Annotated in this window: 20 protein-coding genes and 1 pseudogene; 9 read left to right on the top strand and 12 right to left on the bottom strand. The window is 66.4% G+C overall.

Going from position 1 to position 19,725, the window contains the following annotated elements:
• Both QHF83_RS23355 and QHF83_RS23360 read left to right on the top strand, forming a co-directional pair.
• Positions 1-1,440, top strand: coding sequence for a class I SAM-dependent DNA methyltransferase (locus QHF83_RS23355; protein WP_282420123.1), 1,440 nt, complete (start codon positions 1-3; stop codon positions 1,438-1,440).
• Positions 1,437-3,101: a restriction endonuclease subunit S gene (locus QHF83_RS23360; RefSeq protein ID WP_282420124.1), complete on the top strand. Its 1,665-nt coding sequence runs from the start codon at positions 1,437-1,439 to the stop codon at positions 3,099-3,101. Before QHF83_RS23355 ends, QHF83_RS23360 begins: the two co-directional genes overlap by 4 nt.
• A gap of 110 nt (positions 3,102-3,211) precedes the next feature.
• On the opposite strand, the pseudogene QHF83_RS53495 reads toward QHF83_RS23360, so the two are convergent.
• Positions 3,212-3,337: pseudogene (locus tag QHF83_RS53495) on the bottom strand (biotin synthase BioB); the annotation flags it as partial.
• Between the two features lie 274 nt (positions 3,338-3,611).
• Between QHF83_RS53495 and QHF83_RS23365 the strand changes: the two are divergent.
• From QHF83_RS23365 to QHF83_RS23385, 5 genes are all read left to right on the top strand, one after another.
• A complete protein-coding gene (locus QHF83_RS23365) occupies positions 3,612-3,818 on the top strand; it encodes a hypothetical protein (RefSeq protein ID WP_282420125.1) in 207 nt (68 codons plus the stop codon).
• Positions 3,819-3,974: 156 nt separating this feature from the next.
• Positions 3,975-4,601, top strand: a complete 627-nt coding sequence (locus QHF83_RS23370) for a glutathione S-transferase family protein (protein WP_282420126.1) — start codon at positions 3,975-3,977, stop codon at positions 4,599-4,601.
• Positions 4,602-4,912: 311 nt separating this feature from the next.
• A complete protein-coding gene (locus tag QHF83_RS23375; RefSeq protein WP_282420127.1) occupies positions 4,913-5,308 on the top strand; it encodes a VOC family protein in 396 nt (131 codons plus the stop codon).
• 201 nt (positions 5,309-5,509) lie between these two features.
• A complete protein-coding gene (locus QHF83_RS23380) occupies positions 5,510-6,043 on the top strand; it encodes a hypothetical protein (protein WP_282420128.1) in 534 nt (177 codons plus the stop codon).
• Between the two features lie 570 nt (positions 6,044-6,613).
• The gene (locus QHF83_RS23385; RefSeq protein ID WP_282420129.1) at positions 6,614-7,042 is read left to right on the top strand and encodes a hypothetical protein; all 429 of its coding nucleotides are present in this window, start codon (positions 6,614-6,616) and stop codon (positions 7,040-7,042) included.
• Between the two features lie 345 nt (positions 7,043-7,387).
• Here QHF83_RS23385 and QHF83_RS23390 read toward each other — a convergent pair whose 3' ends face one another.
• The 4 genes from QHF83_RS23390 to QHF83_RS23405 are packed head-to-tail and all read right to left on the bottom strand — an operon-like array spanning position 7,388 to position 10,068.
• Positions 7,388-7,906, bottom strand: coding sequence for a hypothetical protein (locus QHF83_RS23390; RefSeq protein WP_282420130.1), 519 nt, complete (start codon positions 7,904-7,906; stop codon positions 7,388-7,390).
• Between the two features lie 39 nt (positions 7,907-7,945).
• The gene (locus tag QHF83_RS23395) at positions 7,946-8,851 is read right to left on the bottom strand and encodes a hypothetical protein (RefSeq protein WP_282420131.1); all 906 of its coding nucleotides are present in this window, start codon (positions 8,849-8,851) and stop codon (positions 7,946-7,948) included.
• 51 nt (positions 8,852-8,902) lie between these two features.
• Positions 8,903-9,598: a type 1 glutamine amidotransferase domain-containing protein gene (locus QHF83_RS23400; RefSeq protein ID WP_282420132.1), complete on the bottom strand. Its 696-nt coding sequence runs from the start codon at positions 9,596-9,598 to the stop codon at positions 8,903-8,905.
• Positions 9,595-10,068, bottom strand: a complete 474-nt coding sequence (locus QHF83_RS23405; RefSeq protein WP_282420133.1) for a GFA family protein — start codon at positions 10,066-10,068, stop codon at positions 9,595-9,597. The genes QHF83_RS23400 and QHF83_RS23405 overlap by 4 nt, the downstream gene beginning before the upstream one ends.
• Before the next feature lie 103 nt (positions 10,069-10,171).
• Between QHF83_RS23405 and QHF83_RS23410 the strand changes: the two genes are divergently transcribed.
• On the top strand, positions 10,172-11,095 hold the full coding sequence (locus QHF83_RS23410) for a LysR family transcriptional regulator (protein WP_282420134.1): 924 nt from the start codon (positions 10,172-10,174) through the stop codon (positions 11,093-11,095).
• A gap of 30 nt (positions 11,096-11,125) precedes the next feature.
• On the opposite strand, the gene QHF83_RS23415 is transcribed toward QHF83_RS23410, so the two are convergent.
• From QHF83_RS23415 to bioB, 3 genes are all read right to left on the bottom strand, one after another.
• Positions 11,126-11,677, bottom strand: a complete 552-nt coding sequence (locus QHF83_RS23415) for a hypothetical protein (protein ID WP_282420135.1) — start codon at positions 11,675-11,677, stop codon at positions 11,126-11,128.
• Between the two features lie 241 nt (positions 11,678-11,918).
• Positions 11,919-12,329 carry a GFA family protein gene (locus QHF83_RS23420; RefSeq protein WP_282420136.1) on the bottom strand — a complete coding sequence of 137 codons (411 nt, stop codon included), beginning with the start codon at positions 12,327-12,329 and terminating at the stop codon, positions 11,919-11,921.
• 550 nt (positions 12,330-12,879) lie between these two features.
• Positions 12,880-13,926, bottom strand: a complete 1,047-nt coding sequence (gene bioB, locus QHF83_RS23425; RefSeq protein WP_348980461.1) for a biotin synthase BioB — start codon at positions 13,924-13,926, stop codon at positions 12,880-12,882.
• A gap of 136 nt (positions 13,927-14,062) precedes the next feature.
• Here bioB and QHF83_RS23430 point away from each other — a divergent pair, with 136 nt between their 5' ends.
• Positions 14,063-14,974 (top strand): DUF2267 domain-containing protein, encoded by a 912-nt coding sequence (locus QHF83_RS23430; RefSeq protein ID WP_282420138.1) that lies wholly within the window; start codon positions 14,063-14,065, stop codon positions 14,972-14,974.
• Here the strand turns inward: QHF83_RS23430 and QHF83_RS23435 are convergent.
• The 4 genes from QHF83_RS23435 to QHF83_RS23450 form a co-directional block, all read right to left on the bottom strand.
• Positions 14,971-16,047, bottom strand: coding sequence for a PilT/PilU family type 4a pilus ATPase (locus tag QHF83_RS23435; protein ID WP_282420139.1), 1,077 nt, complete (start codon positions 16,045-16,047; stop codon positions 14,971-14,973). The two genes, QHF83_RS23430 and QHF83_RS23435, sit on opposite strands and share 4 nt — an antisense overlap.
• Before the next feature lie 531 nt (positions 16,048-16,578).
• Positions 16,579-18,090, bottom strand: coding sequence for a hypothetical protein (locus tag QHF83_RS23440; RefSeq protein ID WP_282420140.1), 1,512 nt, complete (start codon positions 18,088-18,090; stop codon positions 16,579-16,581).
• Positions 18,091-18,243: 153 nt separating this feature from the next.
• A complete protein-coding gene (locus QHF83_RS23445) occupies positions 18,244-18,876 on the bottom strand; it encodes a thiamine biosynthesis protein (RefSeq protein ID WP_282420141.1) in 633 nt (210 codons plus the stop codon).
• 59 nt (positions 18,877-18,935) lie between these two features.
• Entirely contained in the window at positions 18,936-19,574 is a 639-nt protein-coding gene (locus QHF83_RS23450) for a hypothetical protein (protein WP_282420142.1), read from the bottom strand.
• Positions 19,575-19,725: the final 151 nt, after the last annotated feature.

A 19,725-nucleotide genomic window follows, 5' to 3' on the forward strand; every position in this document is an offset into this window, starting at 1 on the left:
ATGGCCATCGGTACGACGATCAAGACGATCCAGGACATCATGCGCAAGGACACGGGCGTCGACGGCGACGCCCAGCGCATCGGCCAGCTCGTCTGGATGCTCTTCCTCAAGATCCTCGACGATCGCGAGATCGAGAAAGAGACGGCGAAGAAGCGGTACCGATCGCCGATCCCGGATGAGCTGCGCTGGCAGGCCTGGGCCGCGGATCCCGAGGGGATCACGGGGGACACGCTGCTCGCGTTCGTCAACAACGAGCTTTTCCCCGGGCTGAAGGGGCTCCCTGGCACGGATCCGCTTTCGAGCGTGGTTCGCAGCGTGTTCGAGGACGCCTACAACTACATGAAGAGCGGGACTCTGCTGCGGCAGGTGGTCAACAAGCTCAACGAAATCGATCTCAATCGGTCATCGGATAAGCACGAGATCGGGGGGATCTACGAGCAAATCCTGAGCGACCTCCGCGGGGCGGGCAATGCGGGGGAGTACTACACCCCACGCGCGGTGACCGAGTTCATGGTGGAGCGGGTGGATCCGAAGCTCGGGGAGACGGTGCTCGATCCGGCGTGCGGGACCGGCGGTTTTTTGACCTGCGCCATCAAGCATTTACGGAAGTACGGGAAGACGGACGCCGACGAGAGGACGATCCAGGCTTCGCTACGCGGCATCGAGAAGAAGCCGCTGCCGCACCTGCTCTGCATGACGAACATGGTGCTGCACGAGATCGACGCGCCGACGCAGATCCGCAGGGACAATGCGCTGAGGCGTTCCATTGCCGATTACGGGCCCAGGGACAAGGTCGACGTGATCCTGACGAACCCTCCGTTCGGGGGGATCGAGGAGGACGGGATCGAGAATGCGTTCCCGTCGGCGTTCCGGACGCGGGAGACGGCGGACCTCTTTCTGTACTTGCTGACCGTGCTTTTGCGAGACGGTGGGCGTGCTGCGCTGGTTTTGCCGGATGGGACGTTGTTCGGTGAAGGCGTGAAGACGCGGCTCAAGGAGCGGCTCCTAACGGAGTGTGATCTGCACACGATTGTCCGGCTGCCGAAGGGGGTCTTCAATCCGTATACGGGGATCAAGACGAACCTGCTTTTCTTCACGAAGGGGAAACCGACCACGGAGGTCTGGTACTACGAGCATCCGTATCCGTCGGGGTACAAGAGTTACTCGAAGACCAAGCCGATGCGGATTGAGGAGTTCGGGCCGGAGCGGACGTGGTGGAACGAGCGCAAGGAGACGGAGCAGGCCTGGAAGGTTTCGATCGAGGATATCAAGGCGCGGGGATACAACCTCGACATCAAGAATCCGCGGGCCGTGGAGGATGGGCCGGGGGATGCGGAGGAGTTGCTCAGGGAGTATCGGGCGCTCTCTGCGGAGGTGGCGGAGGTGCGGGATCGGCTCCGGGATGAGCTGCGGGCGTCGCTGGAAGGGGCGGCGCGATGAAGGGGAAGAAGCAGCAGCTTGGGCTTTTCGAGCGGAGGGAGTTGACGCCGGAGGCGGAGAGGCTGCTCGGGAATTTCGAGGTGGTGGCGGGGGCGTCGGGAGGGATAAAGAGGCTGCGGGAGCTCGTTCTGGAGATCGCGGTGCGCGGAAAGCTCGTGCCGCAGGATCCGAAAGATGAACCTGCTTCGCACCTTGTGGCAAAGATGGCCGCAGCCAAGGCTATCCTTCCTGTCGACAATTCTAAGCAGCCCTACGCATTGCCGGGCTCCTGGCAATGGGTCCGCCTTGGCGATTGCGGCGACTTCATGGGCGGTGGGACACCGTCGAAGTCCAATTCATCGTTCTGGAACGGCCCGATACCTTGGGTAAGTCCCAAGGACATGAAAAGGCCGTACATCGACGATGCCGAGGATCATATCTCCGAGGAGGCCGTCGAGCACTCTGCGGTCAAGATGATCCACAAGGGTGCCCTGCTTTTCGTCACCCGCGGGATGATCTTGGCGCACTCGTTCCCCGTAGCAATCGCCGCAAGAAGCGTCACGATCAACCAGGACATGAAAGCTCTTGTGCTGACGGTTCCTGCGGTCGGGGAGTATTTGCTCCGTGCCTGTCAGGCTGCCCGCAGTCGGATGCTTCAGCGGGTTGAGCGTTCGTCACATGGCACGTGTCGACTCGACTCCGAGGAAGTTGCCCGATTTCCGATCCCATTTCCGCCACTGGCGGAGCAAAAGCGCATCGTCGCCAAGGTCGACGAGCTCATGCAGCTCTGCGACGATCTGGATGCCCGCCAGGCGAGGCAGCGGGAGACGGCGGCCCGGCTGAACAAGGCGGCGCTCGATGCGCTTACGAGCGCCAAGGGGCCGGAGGAGCTGGCGCAGAGCTGGGAACGGATAGTCGAAAGCTTCCCATTGCTCACCGACGTGCCGAGTCGGATGAAGAGACTACGCGAGGTGATCGTGGACCTCGCCGTCAGCGGTAAGCTCCTCAAGCAAGACCCGAAGGACGGTGCTTCCTTGCGATTGAATGCCACAAGCGCAGTCGAAGATGCCGCCCTTTATCCCGAATCGTGGAGTGTGCTTCCGCTGGGCGCATTGCTCACATTCGGTCCCAAGAACGGCTATTCTCCCAAGTCGGTTGATTATCCCACGAAAACCAAGAGCATCTCGCTGACTGCAACCACTTCGGGGAAGTTCGATGGACGTCACTACAAGTTCATCGACGAGAAAATCCCTGATGACTCCCATCTTTGGCTATCTGATGGAGATGTCTTGCTGCAGCGCAGCAACACGATCGAGTACGTGGGTGCTGCTGCTGTCTATCGGGGCCCTCCCCGAGAGTTCATCTATCCTGATTTGATGATGAAGCTGCGTATTCGCCCCGACGTGGACACCGAGTACGTCCATCTGGTCCTCAGTTCCTCCGGAGCGCGTTCATTCATGCGTGCTCGTGCTTCAGGCACGGCTGGGAGTATGCCCAAGATCAATCAGACAACGGTCGCAAGCATACCCATTCCCGTTCCACCCTTACCGGAGCAGCGCCGCATTATGCATCAGGTTCAGGCGCTGCTGTCCCTCTGCGACACCCTGGCGGAAAAACTCCGCCGCGCCGAGGAAGGCGCCCGCAAGCTCGCCGACGCCCTCGTTGCTGAGCTCCTTGCCTGAAGACGCGAACCATGGGCCGGGCGACCGGATCGATCACCAAGCGCCGGGGAGGTCGTTTCCTTCCGCGCGCGAGGCTCGCGGTCGGGCAAGCTCCGGTTAGGGCAGTGGCCTCATTGGGCAGCAGCATGAAATGAACGGGCCGTAAGCCCCGCATCCCGGATGAGCGCCGTATCCTCGTCCGTATCCGGGTTCGGCGTCGTGAGCAGTCGATCCCCGTAGAAGATCGAGTTCGCCCCCGGCATACAGGCCCATCATCCGCGCCGCGCGCGGCGAAAACCCCCGGGCTCTGCGTGTGAAGTGTCCGGACAGGTCGAAGAACGGATGCAAGAAATAATCGCCGAAAGGCAACTGGACTTCTATTCGCCGCGAGTCCGACGCCCCAAAAAGGTCATCGTCCCCATCGGTAGGCCCGAACTCGACGAGACGGGCGAGACCTGGCGCGCGCCCATCGAGATCCTTGGGCCCAGGGCCGGCCAGGTCTTCCGGAGTCGGGCGTCCGGCGCCGACTCCATGCAAGCGGTCACTGGGGCGATCTGGCTCGTCCCGGTCTTCCTTCGGACCATCACGAACGACACGGGCGGACGGCTGGAATTCGAGGGGAGCGCCGATCTCGGCTTCTACATGGAGCCGCACGAGGCTTTCAAGCCGCCGGCGGCCGTGGAAGCGCGTCGCCTCGATCATCCAGTTCGGCTTCGGCGTCGAGGTCAAGGACCCTGACCACCAGCTCGCCCGCGCGATGGAGCACGCCAAGCTCCGCACGCGATGCCCGAAGAGCGCGGTCGCGCGGTTGGACTTCAGCGTCGACGACGACGATTGACGATCGCGTCGTCGGCGGCGCTGGCACGCGTCGGTCCGGCCTGGTAGACGCGATGCATGGGCGATCTCGTTCTCACCACCTACGATTGGGTTCCTCCGCCGCCGCGCGGGTTCGTGCGGGACATCCGCGTACGCTGGGCATTGGAGGAGGCGAAGCTCCCGTATCGCGTCGAGAGCGTGTCGTTCAAGGAACGCGGCCCCGAGCACCTTGCGCACCAGCCGTTCGGGCAGGTGCCGTGGTTGACGGACGGCGACATCTCGATCTTCGAGACCGGCGCGATCCTGCTGCACCTCGGCGAGCGGAGCGAGGCGCTGATGCCTCGCGATCCGAAGGGGCGCACGGAGGTGATCGAGTGGCTCTTCGCCGCGCTCAACTCCGTCGAGATGGCGAGCCTCCCGTGGGCGCTCCTCAAGTTCTCGGGGCGGAGCGAGAAGCTCTTCGACGACTTCGTGAAGGTGCGCCTCGATCGCCTCGAGCCGGTGGTCGCGAAGCGCGAGTGGCTCGCGGGCTCCTTCTCCGTCGCCGACATCCACATGGCGGACGTGCTGCGCCTCGTCGATCGCTTCGACGGGCTCGCGGCGCATCCCGCGACGCGTGACTACATGAAGCGCGCGACGGCGCGGCCCGCGTTCGTGAAGGCCCACGCCGACCAGATGGCTCATTTCGCCAAGGCCGACACATGAGCCTCGAACTCGATCCGAAGACGACCGCGCGGGGATGGATGGATTTGCGCGTCCTCGAGTCCTCCAAGCGCTTCTAAAAATCGCCCCGCATTTGCCTGCTGCACGTCAAGACCACGTTGCACCCCACGAGCCGCAAGCCACACGCGCGCTTTGCATCCGAGGCCCGGGCATGTTACGCCTCGTCCTGTCGAAAAACGGCGGACCGGTTCGGTGAGCCCCGGTCACTCCCAGGTCGGGAGCCCTTGTCCCTCCAGCACGGAGTGAGACCCACGGCACGATGACGCACGTGTGCGTCCAACGTGGAGGCTCTCATGAAACTCAATCACCTGGACCTGCAGGTTCCCGACGTTCGCGCCGCTGTCGAGTTCTTCGAGCGCTACTTCGACCTCGAGCTTTGCAGCAACCGCAAGTCCCCCGCGATTGCGATCCTCTCGGACCGCCACGGGTTCACGCTGGTCCTCCAGCGAACGCAGGACGCGCAGGCGTCCTACCCCGAGGAGTTCCACATCGGCTTCCACATCGACGACGAGGAGGAGGTGCGCCGGCAACACGCGCGCCTCGTCGCGGATGGGATCGGTCCCATCACGGACGTGATCCAGAACAACCGCGGGGTGATGTTCTATTGCAGAGGGCCGGGCTCGATTGCGATCGAGGTCGGCTGCATGCGCCGCCGGCAGGTCGATCCTGCCGATGTGTCGAACGGATAGCCCCGGGCGCCGGCCGGACTCTCGCCGAACGAACCTCCGCCACTTCCATCCGCGCCTTGCACGCGGCGAAAACGTCCATCTCTACGGGCGAGGGCCGCAGACACAGGTCGGGCGGGCTCTCGGAGAGGCACGACCGCGTGTCGGACACTGTACGATTCGAGGCAGTGCTTTTGCTTCGTATCTCGGCTAGCAGGACGCCGCATGAACATTCGTGATGCGGTTCTTGGTTGCTTGTTCCTTACTTTTCTACTCGGCGCATGTAGCGGGGACTCGAACGAGGGGTCGGGCTCGGACGGCGGTGGTGGGACCTCGTCAGGCAACCCGTCGTGCGCCGACGTCTGCGCGGCCATCGGAAAGCAGTGCGGACAGGTGCCCCCGAATTGCAGCGATGGCTGCTCGATGCTGTCGGACGAGGCCAAGGCGTGCGTCGTGAGCGCGAGCTCATGCGCAGCCATCGACGGCTGCGGGAGCAGCAGCGCGAGCAGCGGATCGGGGGGCTCGTCGAGCGCGAGCAGCGGAAGCTCGAGCGCGAGCAGCGGATCGGGGGGCTCGGGTGATGTTTGCGCGGCCTGCAAGTCGGATGAGTTCTGCGTAAAAAGCTCGTCGGTCGCGTCCGAGGTCGGTTGCGTCGGTCTCCCGTTTGATTGCAACGACGGGCTCTGCCAGTGCCTGATCGCGAAGGGGTGCTCGCAGGGCGGCAAGACGTGCGAGGGTAGCATCGTCGAATGCCTCTGAGGCCGCGCTCGAGCGCCCACGGCAGGAACGCCGGCGCCGCAGGTGCGCGCGGCGGCAGCGCGCGTTTTCCTTTCGGTCTTGTCGTTCATGAAATAGGTTTCATGAAGGGCGAATAACACCTGGGTCAGGAAAGACCTGGCGCGCGCCCATCGAGATCCTTGGGCCCAAGGCCGGCTAGGTCTTCCGGAGTCGGGCGTCCGGCGCCGACTCCATGCAAGCGGTCACTAGGGCAATATGGCTCGTCCCGGACCTTCTTCGGACCCTCACGAACGACACGGGCGGGCGGCTTGCATTCGAGGGGTGCGCCGATCTCGGCTTCTACATGGAGCCGCACGAGGCTTTCAAGCCGCCATCACCCGTGAAGGAATGAGGCCGGGAGGCCGGCGGCCGTGGTCAATTGTCGTCGAACCGAAACAGCCAGGCGAGGCTCGCGGCCTTGTCCATGCGCTTCCCTGGCATGGGGCGACCCATGGAAAGCAATGTGCTGCGTGATTTGGGCCTTCGTTCGCACCTTCGTGGTTGGTGGAGACGCCGTTGACGGCGCCGCGTGGAATCGGCTAGAGAGCTCCCATGTCGAAGTCGAAGCGCTTGCTGCCCGCGCTGCCCCTGTTCGCGCTCGTCCTCTCTGCCTGTGGCGCGGGGCCGCTGGCCTACGTGCAGGATCACCCGGCGAGCGAGCTATCATGCCCTCGAGAGAAGCTGACCTACGAGCGCATGGGTGAAACCGGCCTCATCTATGCAAGTGGCTGCGGCGAGATCGTCCGGTACGTGGCCCAGTGCAATCCGAACGGGTTGTGTGTCGGCGAGACGCACGTCGTCGTCTCGCGCGGGCTGCGGCGCCAAGCTGGCTTCGATCTCCAGTGCAACGATACGATCGAGTTGACGCGGCTCGGCCAGGACACGTTCGGCGCAACGGGATGCGGGCGTCGCGCCAGCTATGCACTGCTGAACTGCGGTGCGAATGAATGCACGATCGTGCAGAATACGCAGACGCAGTAACGCCGCGCCAATCAAGGCGCAGAGGTGTGCAGAGCGAAGGCGGCAAGCACGGTGCGACAGCGCTCCTGACATCCGGGAGGCCGGCGCGTTCCGGCTGAACACGCTTGGCGTGGGGGCTTTGGAACCGCCGGGGAAGCGAAGGCAGGGCGCGCCAGAGTGAATGAATGACGGCGCGGCGCGCCCAGGCGTCACGGCTGCGCGATGGACTGCTCGAACGCGGCCGTGTCACTCTCGTGCTGCCACTGGATTCGTGCCTTGCTGTTCGCCCCGAGGAAGGCCTCGCACGCGGCGGACGGAGTCATCCCCGGGACGTCGGCCGCGCATACGCCATCGGCGGTTTTCCAATCACTTCAACGACGCCGCGAACGCCTTCGCCTCTTCCAGTTGCTCGAAAAGCGCGATCGCCGAGGTTTTCGCGTCCGTCTGCAGGCCGTCGGGCTCACCTGGCCAAGCCACGCACACGTGGGCCGGGATCTCGGAGATGCCCGCCGTCATGCGATATCGGACCACCCCGAAGACGAGGCCCGTCTCGGACGCGAGCCCCTCGACGAAGTAGCAAGCGTGCCCGCCGAGCCAGAAGTACCGGAAGCCGTCGATCTCGCGCGCGAGCACGTACTGCCCTCCTGCGCCGGTGCACTCCTCCGTGAAGGAGATGTCGGTCACGGCGATCTCGTCCCCGGTGTCGCCCGGCGCGAGCACGTCGGCGGCCGTGTCCGGCGGCGGCTGCGTGGCGCAGCCCTCCCCGTCCGGCACGAAGAGCTGGATGGCCTTGGGCTGCGCCTCCGGGGCGGGGTCCACGACCACACCGCCGCACGCGGCGGCCAGCAGGCACAGAGAGGCACAAAGGAAGCGGGTGAACTTCATAGACCCGGGCATCCTAGCAAGAACCGTGACCATCCTCGCTCACCGCTTGGATACCGGTGGCCTCTGAAAGCGAACGTAGTCGAAGCGACTGATGAGGTCCGGCACTCCGTCGGTGATGACGCGATGGTGATAAGCGTCGACACGATTGAAAATCAGGTCCCACTTCAGCGAGTCGTAGTCCGTGTACGCGATGAGCCCCACCTGAAGCGTTCGCGGCAGGTCGGGACGCTCTTCCCGGCGCATGACGCGCCAGTCTTCCTTCTCCGCACGACGAAGAAGCGTGATGCGCGTGCCGACGCGCGCAATACGAAGCTCCACCCAGCCGAGGGTTCGCGGGCTGAGCTCGAGTCGACTCGAGCTGTCTTTGGTATTCTTCGTCTCGAACTGAGGGACGCCCTCACCGTCGCCGCTCCCGGCCGTGATGAAGATCCAGTTCTCCGTGCCTTCCTTCCAATTCTTGCGCCCTTCGTCGTGCGGTGCGCGAGCGAGCAGACCAGCAAGCGAATACCCCCGCGCTGGTACCTCTGCGGTCGCACCCGTTACGAGCACGCGCGTCGTGACGATGAAATCACCCGTCACCTTCTTGAAGAGGAACGGCGCGTGAAAGTCGCCGAACCAGAAGCTCGCATAGGGTTCCAAGGTGAGATTTCCTGGGTTCGCCGTGCTCACGTCCAGCTTTTTGATCTCATCCGGCCATCCCTCCACGTCGCTCAGCTTTGCCCACTGCGGAAGCGTTGAAGCGTCCTCGAACTCGTCGCTCAGTGGCGCGAGGTCATCGTTGCCTTGGGGTGAGGAGTCGACGGCAAGCGTCTTCTCGTCAGCATGAACGTCCCACTCTGGCCCCACCCGTTCAACATGGCTAATGACGCAGCCACTGGCAAACGTCGCAGCACCGAGCGCGAGTGCGATGGAGGCAAGAACTTCTTTCTTGAACTTGGTCAGCATGTGGATTCTCTTCGCGAGCGGTTCAAGACCGAGTGCGATTGTCGTGTGCGATCATGAAGCGAGGAGAGACACGACGCTGCTCGCGGTCGCCTTCGCTGATTGAGGGTTCTGGCCCGTCACCAATCTCCCGTCGACGACGACCTTCGATACGAACGGGACGATGCTCTTCTCGTATCGCGCGCCGCGCGCGCGCATCTCCGCCTCGGCGTTATAAGGCACCTTCGACGCAACACCGGCGAGCACTTCCTCCCACCACGAATAGCCAGTGACGCGCCGTCCTGCGACCAGGAGGCGTCCGTCCGACAGCTTCGTGTTGAGGAGGCCGCAATAGCCGTGGCACACCGAAGAGACGACCCCACCACGCTCGTAGATGTCGCGTGTGAGAGCTTGGAGCGCCTCGTCGCCCGGGAAGTCCCACATGACGGCGTGGCCGCCGGTAAAGTAAATCGCGTCGTAGTCTGCGGCGTCGATCTCGTCGGGCCGAGCGGTGGACGACAGCAGCGCCGACCAAGTTGGATCCTCCCAGCGCGCTTTGGCAGACGCGTCGAGAAGCGGCCACTCGAGCGAACGCGGCTCGAGAGGTGTCCGCCCTCCCTTCGGGCTGACCAAGCGCTGCTCGTAGCCTCGCGCGGCGAAGACGTCATAGGCATGCGTCAACTCCGAGAGCCACAAGCCGGTCGGCGTCGACCGGCCGTCATAGTGGTCCACGTTGCTGACGACGTGGAGAATGCGCTTGGTCTTGCTCATCCGCCCCGTCCTCGGAACAGCCGCGTGAACAGTCCGGTGACGGCCATTTGGCTGCGTAGATAGCCGGTGTACTTGGGCAAGTCGTCGGCGGCGTCGTTCAGCCTCCGATGGTAGAAAATGTGTATCGCCGGCGGCGGGAGGAGCTCCTGGCGTTCGAAGTTGATGCTCGGAAGGAAGGCGAGCTTCGCCGGGCCGAAGCCAAAGAATTCGATCGCGGGCTTGCCGCACGTCTTGCAGAGCCCGCGGTTGATGTTCGGCGGCGGGCGGTACTTCTTGAACGCAATCTGGCTCGTGTCGTTCACTGCGACGTACTTGGCACGAAGCACCGTCACGTCGGCAAACGGCTTGCCGTTGTAGGCTTGGCAGATCGTGCAGTGGCAAAAGAAACGTACGGCCGGCGCGGCGCCGACCTCGAATTGGCAAGCGCCGCATTCGCAGGTCGCTTGCTGCTCCTGAAGAGTCTCTGTCATGGCCGATGTCCGCTGTTCGGGGGAAGATCACGCGCTCTCGACACGGGAGGACTTTGCGCTGAAACTTCCCGATGAAGGAAGTGATATGATTTCATGCACCTCGATGCATCGCGTGCATGATCGCTTCGACACGATGGACCTCAACCTGCTGCGCGTCTTCGAGGCCGTCTTCCGGGAACGCCACCTGACGCGGGCGGCGCGGGTCCTCGCACTGAGCCCCTCGGCGGTGAGCCATGCGCTGCGAAGGCTCCGGGAGCACCTCGACGACCCGCTCTTCGAGCGGGAAGGGACCGAGATGGTGCCCACGGCGACATGCCTGCGCATGGCGCCCGCGCTCGTCGAACAGCTGGCTCAGTTGCGCGGGCTCCTCCATCGGTGGGGAGCGTTCGAGCCTTCCACGACGACGCTGATGTTTCGCGTCGGGATGCCCGACTCCATCGAGCCGATGCTCCTGCCTCAGCTCCGGAGCGCGCTCGCGAAGGCGGCTCCGCTCGCCACGCTGGCGAGCGTCGCGTACCGACGCTCAGCCATTGCGCGTGAGCTTGCGTCCAGGCAGATCGATCTCGCCTTCGATGTCTCCATGCCGGTCCACGAGCCGGTACGACACCGTCGCGTTCTGGACGACGACTTCTGCCTCGTCGTGCGAGATGGGCACCCCCTTCCGCGGAAGCTTTCGGTCGCGCAGTACGTCGCGGCGTCTCACGTCCTCGTGTCGAGTCGAGCGACGGGGCTCGTGCTCGAGGATCACGCGCTCTTGAAGCTCGGCGTCGAGCGGCGCGTGGTGGTGCGCTGTCAGAGCTACGACTCGGCGTTCCGCGTGGTCGCTCACTCGGACGACGTGCTGACCGCGCCACGACGCTTGACCGGCGAGGTCGGGAAGGTCCACGCGCTTTCGCGACGCGCGTTGCCGTTCGAGTTGCCACCCGTGCAGCTTCACCTCTACTGGCACGCGCACGTGGAGTCGGACCCGGCAAACGTGTGGCTCCGCGGGTTCGTGGAGAAGGTCGCCAACACCGGTTCGGCCTGACGTTGCAAGCCGCGCGCGATGTCTGCTCCATCAGGCAACGCGTGACCTCGGTTGATCCCACAGCCCGTCGAGCGCGCCGAAAACACGGCGCCGCGTGGGGAGATGCAATGCGGTGAAGATCGTCAGAATCGCCGCCAATGGCACGTAGTCTTCAGGACGCGGGACGATCCGCCCCGACCCGTTCGAGAATTGATGACAGTAGACGATGAGCCCCGACTCCCCCCACGCCAGGAAGTAGATCGGCAACAGGATCACGAGCACCATGGCCAAGCGACCGGCATACCGGAGCACGGCCGCGCGTGCGGCAGACGCGGGGCTCGAGAACGGGAGCAGGGTGCCTGGACCGCCAGCGGCGCGGCAGCGCAAACGGGCGAGCGATCTGCGATGCCAGACGACCGGGAGGAGGACGCTCGCCATCGCGAGGACCGCCGCCACCGCGCACAGACGTAATTCAGGCCCGCCATCAGACCACTCGAAGCATGGAACATGTGATGGCGGGCAACTGTCGAGCCGCCACCACCGCGCATGGAGAAACGGTAGGGCATAGATGTAGACTGGAGAGACCAGCGCCAGCAACCACATGGCGCGCAATGCTCCGAGGCCGCCCTGCCGCCACCGCCCTTCCATACACGGCAAGGATGCCCCGCTGCTCGCTGGTTGTCATCTCCTTCGTTGGGGCTAGAAATTTATTGCTCGAGCTCACCGCTCTTCATGAACCTTCCATTCACCGCGAGCGCAGCGAGGTTCGGCGATGCGGCGGGAGCGTGAGGAGACGCGCTGACGTACCGTCGGGCTACCAAAACACACCCACGGCAACGGAATGCTAGCTCGACGGAGCCTGGGGAGGAAACTCCGAATACTGAGGGGCATCTCCCCCGATGTGATCCCAGGGCGCCTTCGACCCGACGAAGATATGCATCTCGATCTGCACACCCGGATCTCCATCCACGCTGCCGAGCGTCACACCGTGCACCTTCTCTCCGGACATGCCGCACAGCGTGCTTCCACAGGTCCGGCAGAAGCACAGCCCCCATCCAGGCGTCGTTTCATAGAAGCTGAGATTGTCCTCCCCGCTGAGCCACGAGAACGAACCCGGCACGACCTCCGCGTAAGCGGACCCCGTCCCGCTGAATGCTTTTCTGCATCGAGAGCAGTGGCAACAGCGCCCCGGCCCAAGCGGGGCATCGATCTGGTATCGAACCTTTCCGCAGAAGCAACCACCAGTCAACGGCATGATCTCTCCTATCGGCCATCACTTGCATGATGCCGGAATGGGTGCGTTTGCGAGGGGTACTCGAATTTGAGCGAGCCACTCGTCTTCGGATTCAGGGATCAACTTGCCGACGAACTTCTCGCAGATGCGCGTCGCTGCCAGGTATTCGACTTTCATCGCCACCGGGGCGGCGTTTGCATTGTGATGAAGTGCCCCGCAGCAACGCGAGGTGCGGCTCATCCAATGGTCCGAGCGTCGCTGCGGTGCGGAGGCAGGCGGTGGAATCGCGGATGCGGTCGGTGGACTCGACGGGGGCACATCCTGCGTCGTAGGCACCGATTGGATCTGACTGGGGCCTGGGGAGCTCTCCGGCGAAGAGCACCCGAGTGACGACGGCATGTGGAATGCCACTGCAAACAGGCTCGGAAACCAACCGAGGCAGCTCGTCGTCGACCACCACCGCATGACCGCCCCCCTCGCGCTGGTGAACCCGCTACGGCCTCATGTGTCGATCGTCAAGCCGCCCGCGTGTCCCCCCCAAAACCCTTGACACGCGGGCCCCTGCCCTACCTCACTCCTCCGCCGACGCGTCCGACATCCCCACCGACGGCTTCCGCGCCGTGAGCCCTGCATCCCGGATGAGCGCCGTGTCCTCGTCCGTCTCCGGGTTCGGCGTCGTGAGCAGCTTGTCGCCGTAGAAGATCGAGTTCGCCCCGACGTACAGGCACATCATCTGCGCCTCGCGCGACAGGTCCGTTCGGCCGGCCGACAGGCGCACCATGCTCCTCGGGAACACGATCCGCGCCGTCGCGATCATCCGGATGAACTCCACCGGATCGAGCGGCGGCAGGCTCTCGAGCGGCGTGCCCGGCACACGCACGAGCGCGTTGATCGGCACGCTCTCCGGGTGCGGACGGAGGCGCGCGAGCTCCACCAGCATCGCCGCGCGATCCCGCACCGACTCGCCCATCCCGATGATCCCGCCCGAGCACACCGTGATGCCCGCCTTGCGCACGTTGCGCAGCGTCACGAGCCGCTCGTCGTACGTGCGCGTCGAGATGATCGAGCGGTAGTGCTCGCGCGACGTGTCGAGGTTGTGGTTGTACGCGTCGAGCCCCGCGTCCTTCAGCTTCTTCGCCTGCTCCTCGGTGAGCATCCCGAGCGTCACGCACGCTTCGAGGCCGCGCTCCTTCACGCCGCGCACCATCGCGAGCACACGGTCGAACGCCGGGCCGTCCTTCACCTCGCGCCACGCCGCGCCCATGCAGAAGCGCGTCGAGCCCGCGGCCTTCGCGCGGTCGGCCGCCTCGAGCACGCCGTCGACGTCGAGCATCTTCTCCGGCGACGTGCTCGTGTCGTGGTGCGACGACTGCGGGCAGTAGGCGCAATCCTCGGGGCAGCCGCCCGTCTTCACGCTGAGCAGCGTGCAGAGCTGCACCTCCCCATCGACGTGGTGCGCCCGGTGCACACCACGCGCGCGGTCCATCAAAGCAAAAAGCGGCAGGTCGTGGATCGCGACGACTTCGTCCACAGTCCAGTCGTGGCGGATGGGGTTTGGGGCGGAGGGCGCCGAAGGCGACCCGGAGTCCCAAGCGTCAAAGGGGTGGGGCTCGGTCATGGCCGGCCGGTGTAGCCGACAAAGGCCCGCGCGAAAAGCCGTTGCCCCACCTCGCCCGAGCTCGCCCCCTCGCGCCGCCGGGGACTGGCACCGATCTGGCACGTTCTTCCCGCCCAAAAACGCAGAGGAGTGCCCTATGTCCCTCGATCGATACCGTCGCCCCCGGTTGATCGTCCTCCACCCCCGCTCGACCACCTACGAGGCCGCCCGTGCCATGGCCGACAACCACGTCGGCGCTGTCCTCGTCGTCGAGGATCAGCGCCTCGTCGGCATCGCGACCGACCGCGACCTCGCCCTGGACGTCGCGGCCGCCGGCCTCGACCCGCGCACCACGTTCCTGCGCGACGTCATGAGCGACGAGGTCACCCCCGTGGACATCGACGACACGATCCAGGACGTCGTTCGTGTGATGCGCACGCACGCCTGCCGTCGCGTGCCCGTGCTCGAAGAGGGCCGGCCCGTCGGCATCGTCTCGCTCGACGATCTGCTCATCGAGCGCGCGATCGACATCGACACCGCCCGCTCGATCATCACCGCGCAGCTCGAGGTCGCCGCGCGCTTCAAGCCGGCCGGCGCGACGAGCCCCGGAGCCGTGCCGCAAGGCCGCGGCGGCGAACGCGCTCGCCAGCGCCGCGCTGCGCGCGCGGAAAACACCTACGGGCGCCTCCTGCACGCCTGCATGCGCCAGACGGGCCTCGCCACGCGCGAGCAGGCCGAGCGGGCGCTGCTCATCGTGCTCGGAAACCTCTGCAGCCGCCTCACGGAGGACGAGGCGCAGCACCTGCTCGCGCAGCTCCCGTCGAAGCTCGTCCCGCAGCTCGACGCGACGATCGGCGGCTCGGACAAGAGCATCACGCCCGACACGATCGAGGCCGAGCTCCGCCGCGCGCTGCAGCTCTCGCCCGAGGCCGCGACGGACGTGCTCTACGCGACGTGCGAGGTCATCGCCGACAGCGTCTCGGCGGGCGAGATCGAGGACGTGCGCTCCGAGCTGCCGGCCGCGATGAAGGACCTCTTCCCGCCGATGCCGTATCGCCGCGCGGGCTAGAACTGCGTCGCTGCGCGTGCGACGTCCGCGTCCACGAGCCCCTCGGCGACGAGGCGCTCGATGTGCATCGCGAACGTCTGCATCCCGTAGGGCGTCACGCCCTTCTCCATCAGCTCGCGGAGCGAGGGGTTGCCCTCGGGGTGCTTGATCGCGGCGCGCACCGTGCCCGTCGCGACGAGCACCTCCGACGCGAGCACGAGCCCGCCGCCTTCACGCCGCGGCAGGAGGCGCTGCGCCACGATCCCCTGCAGACACTCGCTCAGCCGGTCGCGTGTCTCCTGCGGCGTCGAGCTCATCGACAGGAGCCGGCCCACGGTCCGGCCGACGTCGGGCGTGTGCAGCGACGAGAGCACGAGGTGCCCGGTCTCGGCCGCTTGCAGCACGACCTCCATCGTCGCCGCGTCGCGGATCTCGCCGACGAGCAGCACGTTCGGATCCTGCCGGAGCGCCGCGCGCACGCCCGACGCGAACGACTCGGTGTCGCTTCCGACCTCGCGCTGGCTCACGGTCGCGCGGCCGCTCGCGTGGACGAACTCGATCGGATCTTCGATGGTGACCAGGTGCTTCGGGTACGTCTCGACGATGTGCGCGAGCATCGACGCGAGCGTCGTGGTCTTGCCTTGCCCCGCGGCGCCGACGACGAGCACGAGCCCGCGGCTCTTGTCGGCCAACCCGCGCGCGGCAGGCGGCACGCCGAGCGCCTCGAACGCGAGGGTCTTGCCGGGGATCACCCGCATGACGAGGGAGATCGTCCCGCGCTGGAGGTAGACGTGGACGCGGAAGCGCCCGAGGCCTTCGATCTCGTAGGAGACATCGACCTCGCGGAGGGATCCGAGCGCGCCGAGGACCGAGGGGCGCCGGGCGAGCACGAGCCTGGCGACGGCCTCGGTGTCCTCGGGCAGGAGGGGCTCGGCGCGGAAGTAGACGATGTCGCCGTGGACCCGGGCCCCGGGCGGCTGCCCCACGCGCAGGTGGATGTCGCTCGCCTGGGCCGCTTGCGCCTTGGCCAGGATCTGGTGGAGGAACGCCTCGCTCGCGTAGGGGGTGGTCACGGGGGCGTCACGGTAACGCATGAGTCCCTCGAAGCGCGAGGCGCACCCTGCGACGGTGGCGCAGGCTACCCGCGCGGAAGCCACCTCCAGGCCGAAAGCTCGTACTTGACCCCTTCTCGAAGACCTCCCGTAGGTCATCGGCGCGATATCGATGCCGACACGCGGACCTTCCCGAGCCTTCCGGCTGGGGGTCGATATCGGCTTGCCGACCTCGCAGGGGTCCCCGGCTGGGGATTGATGTCGGCTTGCCTACCTCGCAGGGGTCTCCGGCTGGGGATTGATGTCGGCTTGCCTACCTCACAGGGGTCTCCGGCTGGGGATTGATGTCGGCTTGCCTACCTCACAGGGGTCTCCGGCTGGGGATTGATGTCGGCTTGCCTACCTCACAGGGGTCCCCGGCTGGGGGTCAGGTCGGCGCGTTCGCGGTAAGGAGTCGCGGGCGGTATCTCCTCGCCTCTTTCGGGGTTCGCCGGGGACATCCGTGTGCTGGAGTTCAGCAAGCTCATCCGGGCCCATTGAGCGGGCCCAGCGCAGCACGCCCGCGCACGACGCCTACGCCCGCCGCCTCCGCCAGGCCATCGCCGCCATCCCTGCCAGAAGCCCACCCATCCACGCCGCGCCCGTCGTTCGTCCGGGCCCGACCGCGCACGCAATGCCAGCGGCATTCTCCTCGGCGCCTACCGGGTCCGCGTCCGCTTCCGCCTCCGCTCCTGCCTCCGCTTCCACTTCCGCCTCCGCCTCCGTTTCCGCCTCTTCCTTGACGCCCCCGAGCCCTGCCCCCTCGTACGCGCCGATATCGATCGCCCCCGCCGCGGCCCGACCGAGCAGCCCCGCGTCCGTCACGATCTTTTTGGCCGGCGGCACGAACAGCGGCGTCGCGAGCGGCGACGGGAAGGGATACCCCGCCGGGCTTGCCGGCGCGGCGGCGCCCGCGTCCCGGAGGGGGCTATCTGCCGCGGGGCGCAGGTCGAACGCCGCGAGGTCCACGAACTTCGGATTGCTCCCCTGAATCGTCCCCTGCCATTGCGACGGCACCGTGCTCCCCTGCGGCACCCAGTTGTTCCGTCCCCCGATCACCGCCTTGCCTGCCGCCCACGCCACGTCCGTGAGCTTCAGGATCGTGACCGCGCCTCCCCCGACCCGGTAAAACGCGTTGTTGTGCATCTCGATGCTCTCGATGCCCCAGAAAATCTCCACCACCGGCTTCGCGTTCTGCGGGAGGAGGAACGTGTTGTTCACGAAGCGATATCGCCCGTTCGTCGACCCGCCCGTCGCGTCGCTCCCGAGCCGCACCGTGTAAAACGTCCCCGTCTTGCGGAAGACGTTCCCCACGATGTCGCCGTCCTCGCGCGCCACATCCTCGGCCTCGCCGTCCGGCGCCACGAGCTCGAGCTCCCGGTAATAGGCGCCCTCGATCCAGTTGTAATAAATCTCGTTCCGCTCGGCCCGGCTCTTCACCGCGTGGCCGCCGAGGCCGTCGTGCACGAAGCAATGCTGCATCCGGAACACGGCGCCGGGATGGGTGTTCTCGTCCGTGTCCATGTAAATGGGGTGGCGCTTGTCGCCGAGGCCCGCCTTGTAGACCTCGACGTATTCGAGCGTCAGCGAGCCGGAGCCGTCCATCGCGCCGAGGATGCCGTGCGAAGGGCAATCGTGGACCGCCGTGTCCCGGATCGTGACGTCGTGCCCGCGGTGGAAGACACACCGCGAGCTGCCGCCCACCACCTCGAAGCCCTCGATCACGTAATGGTTCGCCCCGACCTCGAGCGTGTTCGTCCCGCCCGAGAGCACCGGGCGCTTGCCGGCCGCCCGCACGCCGCGAATCGTGATCTTGTTCGAAGCCGTGCCCGATTTCGTGAGCTTGACGTCGCCCGCGTACGTCGTGTTCCCGGAGACCTCCACCACGTCGCCCGGCTGCAAAAGCGACGCCACCGTTTTCAGGCTCGCATGGGGTTTGCCCGGCCCGACCTGGTATGTCGTGGCAAACGCGCTCGACGAAAGGAAGAGCGTCGCCCCGAAAACCCCCGCCACGGCCCCACGGTGAATGGTCGATCCGTTTACCATGAACGGAGCTTCGCCCGGCAAACGTGGCGCACTCAAGCAATACCAGCACCGATATCGGCCGCGGAGCTGCCAGAAATGTGCTTGACCCACGAAATGGAAAGCCCGATCGGCGCGCCAAACCTGGGCGCTCCCGATGTTCCAGCCTTTTTCGATTCAGGGAGGATCGAGATCGCTCGGGATCTTCGCCGGGTCGACGAGCTTCTTCTCCGCGAGCGCCCGCGCCGCCGAGACCGCGAGCGCCCGGTGTTCCCGCGGGAGCGCGGTGTTCGTCGCGATCGTGACCACGGCCGCGGCCGCCTCCGCGGCGCCCTCCGGATCGAGCGGCTCCCGCGCGGTCGCAGGCCGGCCCGCCACGCCGAGGAGGGCTTCGAGCGTGGGCCCGCGCTCCTCGTCCGCGGCCGCGAGCGCCCGCTTCCCGAGCACGCCGAGCGCGAGATCCGCGTCGTCCGCGAGCGGCAAAGCGAGGAGCGCCGTCTTCGTGATCGCCCCGCCATCCCCGAGCGCGTCCACGAGCCCCGCCGCGCCGAGCGTGTCCGCGAGCGCCTGAAGCCCCGCCGGATCGTCATCCATCGCCCGCTGCCACCGCGGATCGTCGAGCCGCGCGCTCCTCCGCGGCGGCGCGTTCGCCGAAGCCTGTGCCCCCGACGCCGCCGCCTCGGTCGCTCCCGGCGAACCCAAAGGCGGCGAGGAGACCTCCGACGGCGCGGAGCCGCGGCTGCACGCGGCGAGCGTCGCCACGAAAAGCACGGTCCACGTTCTCCTCGGATGCGCGTTCGAGTCCGGCATGGCCCCGGCGGCTTACCGCGCCTCGAAGGTCCTGCCAAGCGTCCCCGTGGGGGAGCCGGTCAGCTACGCGCGCGCTTCGGCGAATACACTTCCCGATTCCGCGCGTCGGCGATCCCGAGGAGCGTGTCGCCGTCGAAGCGCGCGATGTACCCGACGGGCAGCGCCAGCACATCGAGCAGCCGCTCGCGGCCGAGCCGCACGAGCCCGCAGCTCATGAAGCCCGCGAGCTCCTCGGCCGATGGTTTTCCCTTGGCATCCGCGCGGCCCATGTACCAGCCGGAGTCCCCGCCCTTCGCGAGCCCCGTCCGATGCAGAACCACCTCGCGGGCGCGCAGCGCCGCGCGATCCGCGACGATCTTGTCGTCGAAGCGGCACCCGTCGGGCTTGACGCCGAGCATCTTCACGAGCCCCACCTGCCGCGCCACGACGCGGAGCGACGCCGTCACGTCGGGCCGGAATTGCCGCGGATCCTCGTCGAAGTCGGGCTCGCACACGAGGAGCTGGCCCTCGCGCCGCTCGAGCCGGTAGGCGGCCCAGCCGAACACGACCACCGCGCCTGCGAGCCCCGGCTTTCGTCCGGCGAGCGGGCCGAACCCCCGGTCGATCATCGTGCGCGCTTCGAGCGCCTGCTCCGGCGCGCACCGAGCCACGACCGTCTCGCCTGCGATCTCTGCCGCGACTTCGAGATAACGTCCCACCGGCTGCCCTCCGCGCCCCTTCGGGCGGCGCGAGTCTGCGCCTCTCGTCGTCCGCTTCGCAAGCCCGGCGAGGCCTCGATCGGCAGTCTTTCGCCGCCGCGCTCGCTCGATCGTCCTGCCGAACCGACGGCGCGCGTGGCAAGGTGGGGCC

This window comes from Polyangium sp. 15x6 (genome assembly GCF_029960785.1).
Classification (GTDB): Bacteria; Myxococcota_A; Polyangia; order Polyangiales; family Polyangiaceae; genus Polyangium.

What these genes read in the sequence shown, in the direction of transcription:
- QHF83_RS23355 (WP_282420123.1), top strand. Translation starts at nt 1, where the DNA reads ATGGCCATCGGTACGACGATCAAGACGATCCAGGACATCATGCGCAAG.
- QHF83_RS23360 (WP_282420124.1), top strand. Translation starts at nt 1,437, where the DNA reads ATGAAGGGGAAGAAGCAGCAGCTTGGGCTTTTCGAGCGGAGGGAGTTG.
- QHF83_RS23365 (WP_282420125.1), top strand. Translation starts at nt 3,612, where the DNA reads ATGCAAGCGGTCACTGGGGCGATCTGGCTCGTCCCGGTCTTCCTTCGG.
- QHF83_RS23370 (WP_282420126.1), top strand. Translation starts at nt 3,975, where the DNA reads ATGGGCGATCTCGTTCTCACCACCTACGATTGGGTTCCTCCGCCGCCG.
- QHF83_RS23375 (WP_282420127.1), top strand. Translation starts at nt 4,913, where the DNA reads ATGAAACTCAATCACCTGGACCTGCAGGTTCCCGACGTTCGCGCCGCT.
- QHF83_RS23380 (WP_282420128.1), top strand. Translation starts at nt 5,510, where the DNA reads ATGAACATTCGTGATGCGGTTCTTGGTTGCTTGTTCCTTACTTTTCTA.
- QHF83_RS23385 (WP_282420129.1), top strand. Translation starts at nt 6,614, where the DNA reads ATGTCGAAGTCGAAGCGCTTGCTGCCCGCGCTGCCCCTGTTCGCGCTC.
- QHF83_RS23390 (WP_282420130.1), bottom strand. Translation starts at nt 7,906, where the DNA reads ATGAAGTTCACCCGCTTCCTTTGTGCCTCTCTGTGCCTGCTGGCCGCC.
- QHF83_RS23395 (WP_282420131.1), bottom strand. Translation starts at nt 8,851, where the DNA reads ATGCTGACCAAGTTCAAGAAAGAAGTTCTTGCCTCCATCGCACTCGCG.
- QHF83_RS23400 (WP_282420132.1), bottom strand. Translation starts at nt 9,598, where the DNA reads ATGAGCAAGACCAAGCGCATTCTCCACGTCGTCAGCAACGTGGACCAC.
- QHF83_RS23405 (WP_282420133.1), bottom strand. Translation starts at nt 10,068, where the DNA reads ATGACAGAGACTCTTCAGGAGCAGCAAGCGACCTGCGAATGCGGCGCT.
- QHF83_RS23410 (WP_282420134.1), top strand. Translation starts at nt 10,172, where the DNA reads ATGCATCGCGTGCATGATCGCTTCGACACGATGGACCTCAACCTGCTG.
- QHF83_RS23415 (WP_282420135.1), bottom strand. Translation starts at nt 11,677, where the DNA reads ATGTGGTTGCTGGCGCTGGTCTCTCCAGTCTACATCTATGCCCTACCG.
- QHF83_RS23420 (WP_282420136.1), bottom strand. Translation starts at nt 12,329, where the DNA reads ATGCCGTTGACTGGTGGTTGCTTCTGCGGAAAGGTTCGATACCAGATC.
- bioB (WP_348980461.1), bottom strand. Translation starts at nt 13,926, where the DNA reads ATGACCGAGCCCCACCCCTTTGACGCTTGGGACTCCGGGTCGCCTTCG.
- QHF83_RS23430 (WP_282420138.1), top strand. Translation starts at nt 14,063, where the DNA reads ATGTCCCTCGATCGATACCGTCGCCCCCGGTTGATCGTCCTCCACCCC.
- QHF83_RS23435 (WP_282420139.1), bottom strand. Translation starts at nt 16,047, where the DNA reads ATGCGTTACCGTGACGCCCCCGTGACCACCCCCTACGCGAGCGAGGCG.
- QHF83_RS23440 (WP_282420140.1), bottom strand. Translation starts at nt 18,090, where the DNA reads ATGGTAAACGGATCGACCATTCACCGTGGGGCCGTGGCGGGGGTTTTC.
- QHF83_RS23445 (WP_282420141.1), bottom strand. Translation starts at nt 18,876, where the DNA reads ATGCCGGACTCGAACGCGCATCCGAGGAGAACGTGGACCGTGCTTTTC.